At 78.6% G+C, this 2,290-nt stretch carries 1 protein-coding gene and 1 pseudogene; both read right to left on the bottom strand.

The genetic code is table 11. The features are described from left to right. A pseudogene (locus tag ABEB16_RS21145) lies at window positions 1-526 on the bottom strand (molybdopterin-dependent oxidoreductase); the annotation flags it as partial. Window positions 527-595: 69 nt separating this feature from the next. After that, window positions 596-1,876, bottom strand: coding sequence for a cation:proton antiporter domain-containing protein (locus tag ABEB16_RS21150; RefSeq protein WP_345714154.1), 1,281 nt, complete (start codon window positions 1,874-1,876; stop codon window positions 596-598). Window positions 1,877-2,290 lie beyond the last annotated feature (414 nt).

Below are 2,290 nucleotides of genomic sequence, written 5' to 3' on the forward strand. Positions count from 1 at the left end.
GCAGGACGGCGCGCCGGCCGGCACCCGCCCTTCCCCACCCCGGGCCCGGGCGGACCGCCCGGCGGGTGAGGACGACGAGGGCCGCGGCCCCGGCGAGCGCACCGGCGAGGGTGGGCAGCGGGCTCAGCGCGGTGGCGGTCGGGCGGGTGAGCGCGGCCGCCGTCCCCAGCAGCGCGAGGAGGGCGACGACGGCGGTGCCCGCCGGCAGGGAGCGACGCGCGAGCAGACCGGCCACCGCGCCCAGCAGCGCCACGACCAGGGCCAGCACCGCGGCCAGCACGGGCTTGTCGGCGCTGCCCAGGACCCGGATCGCGAACTGCTCCAGCGCCACCGGGGTGCGGTCGATGACCGCCGCCCCGACGGCCGCCAGCGGGGTGGGGGCCGGGGGGAGCACCGCCGCGACGAGCTCGCCCATCCCGAGGGTCACGGCAGCGCTGACGACACCCGCCAGGGCGCCCGCCGCCCGGGGACCGTGGCGGGCGCCCGGGGGCCGAGGAGGTGCGTCGGGCGCGGCTGCCGTGTCCACGCCGGGTGTTCGAGGCCGAGCGGCCCGCGGACGGGTCCGGCGCGGCGTCGCCGGCGGACCGGTGCGCCCTCAGACGTGGATGCGCCCGGTGTCGTCGTGCGGGGCGTCGGCCACCAGCCGCTCGCGCGCCGCGTCCAGGCGCGCCACCACCGGCGTCGCCGTCAACCCGTGCAGCACCACCGACAGCGCCACCGCGAACCCCCCGGCCGCCCACAGCTGCGCACCCGGGAAGTCGCCCTCCCCCACCGCGTACGCCAGGTAGTACAGCGAGCCGATGCCGCGCACCCCGAACACCCCGATGACCCGCCGCTCCCACGGCCCGGCGTCCGTCCCGGCCAGCGACAGCACGCCCACGACCGGCCGCACCACCACCACCAGCAGCACGCCCACCAGCGCCAGCTGCCACGTCAGCGCCGCCAGCAGGCCGTCGGCCATCGCGGCGCCCAGCAGCAGCAGCAGCCACGCCGTGAGCATCCGCTCCACCTGCTCGACGAAGCCGTGCGCCACCTCGTGCGCCCCGTGCGAGCGCTCCAGCGACTTGATGGTCACCGCCGCGACGAACACCGCGACGAAGCCGTACCCGTGCAGCAGCTCCGCCACGCCGTAGGCGAGGAAGGTGATCGCCAGCGCCGTGAACCCCTCCACGTCGTCCGCCAGCCGCAGCACCCGCAGCCGCGCGCGGAAGAACAACCGCCCCAGCAGCTGCCCCATCCCCATCCCGACCGCCAGGCCCACCGCGCCGCGCCACAGCACGTCCTCCAGCACCCAGTGCCCCACCACGCCGCCCAGCCCGGCACCGGCCGCCAGCGACAGCGCCACCGCCAGGTGCACGACGGGGAACGCGGCGCCGTCGTTGAGCCCCGCCTCGCTGGTCAGGGCGAAGCGCACCTCGTCCTCCGAGCCGGCGTCGGCGGCGGGCTCGCCCACCTGCACGTCGCTGGCCAGCACCGGGTCGGTGGGGGCCAGGGCCGCACCCAGCAGCAGCGCCGCCGCCAGCGGCAGCCCCGCCACCGCCCAGCCCGCCAGCGCCGTCAGCGCGATGGACACCGGCATGACGACCACCAGCAGCCGCCACGTCGTCGCCCAGCGCCGCCACCCCACCGGCCGGTCGATCGCGATGCCGGCGCCGATCAGCGAGATGATCACCACGAGCTCGGTGACGTGCAGGGCCGCGTCGGGGTGGGCGGCCGGGTCCACCTCGGGCAGGCCCGGCACCAGCCCGAGCAGGACGCCGACGCCGAGGAACGCCATCGGCAGGCTGAAGGGCTTGTCGTGCAGCAGGCGGGGCAGCAGCGCGGCCAGCAGGGCGCTGGCACCGGCGAGGGCGTAGACGACGGCGGGCAGGCTCACGCGGGTGGGCTCCTGGGATCGGGGCTGCGGCCCGCGAGCCGGACCGTCGTCCCATCCTCCGCAACCGCGGCCCGGACCGCACGGCGACGCCGCCGCCCCGCGCCCATGCCTCCCGGCCTCCACCCGGCGCCCATCTCCGGGTTCGGGCGCCTCCGGGGCAGGTCGCGGGCGCCCGAACCCGGAGAAGGGCGCGGCTGAGCCGGACCGGGAGCGCCCGAACCCGGAGAAGGGCGCGACGAGGCGCGGCGCGGCGAGCGGGCGCGGCCTGCGACGATGGACGACCGTGGCAGCACCCGAGCAGCGCGACCGCCCCGCCCCCTCCCCCCGCCGGCGCCCGACGCCCGCGCAGTGGCTGTCAGCGCCAGCGGTGGGGTCAGCACCCGCCAGCCGCCGCGCAGGTCCGCCGCGGCCTCC

It is taken from the genome of Kineococcus glutinatus (assembly GCF_039542765.1).
Taxonomy (GTDB): domain Bacteria; phylum Actinomycetota; class Actinomycetes; order Actinomycetales; family Kineococcaceae; genus Kineococcus_A; species Kineococcus_A glutinatus.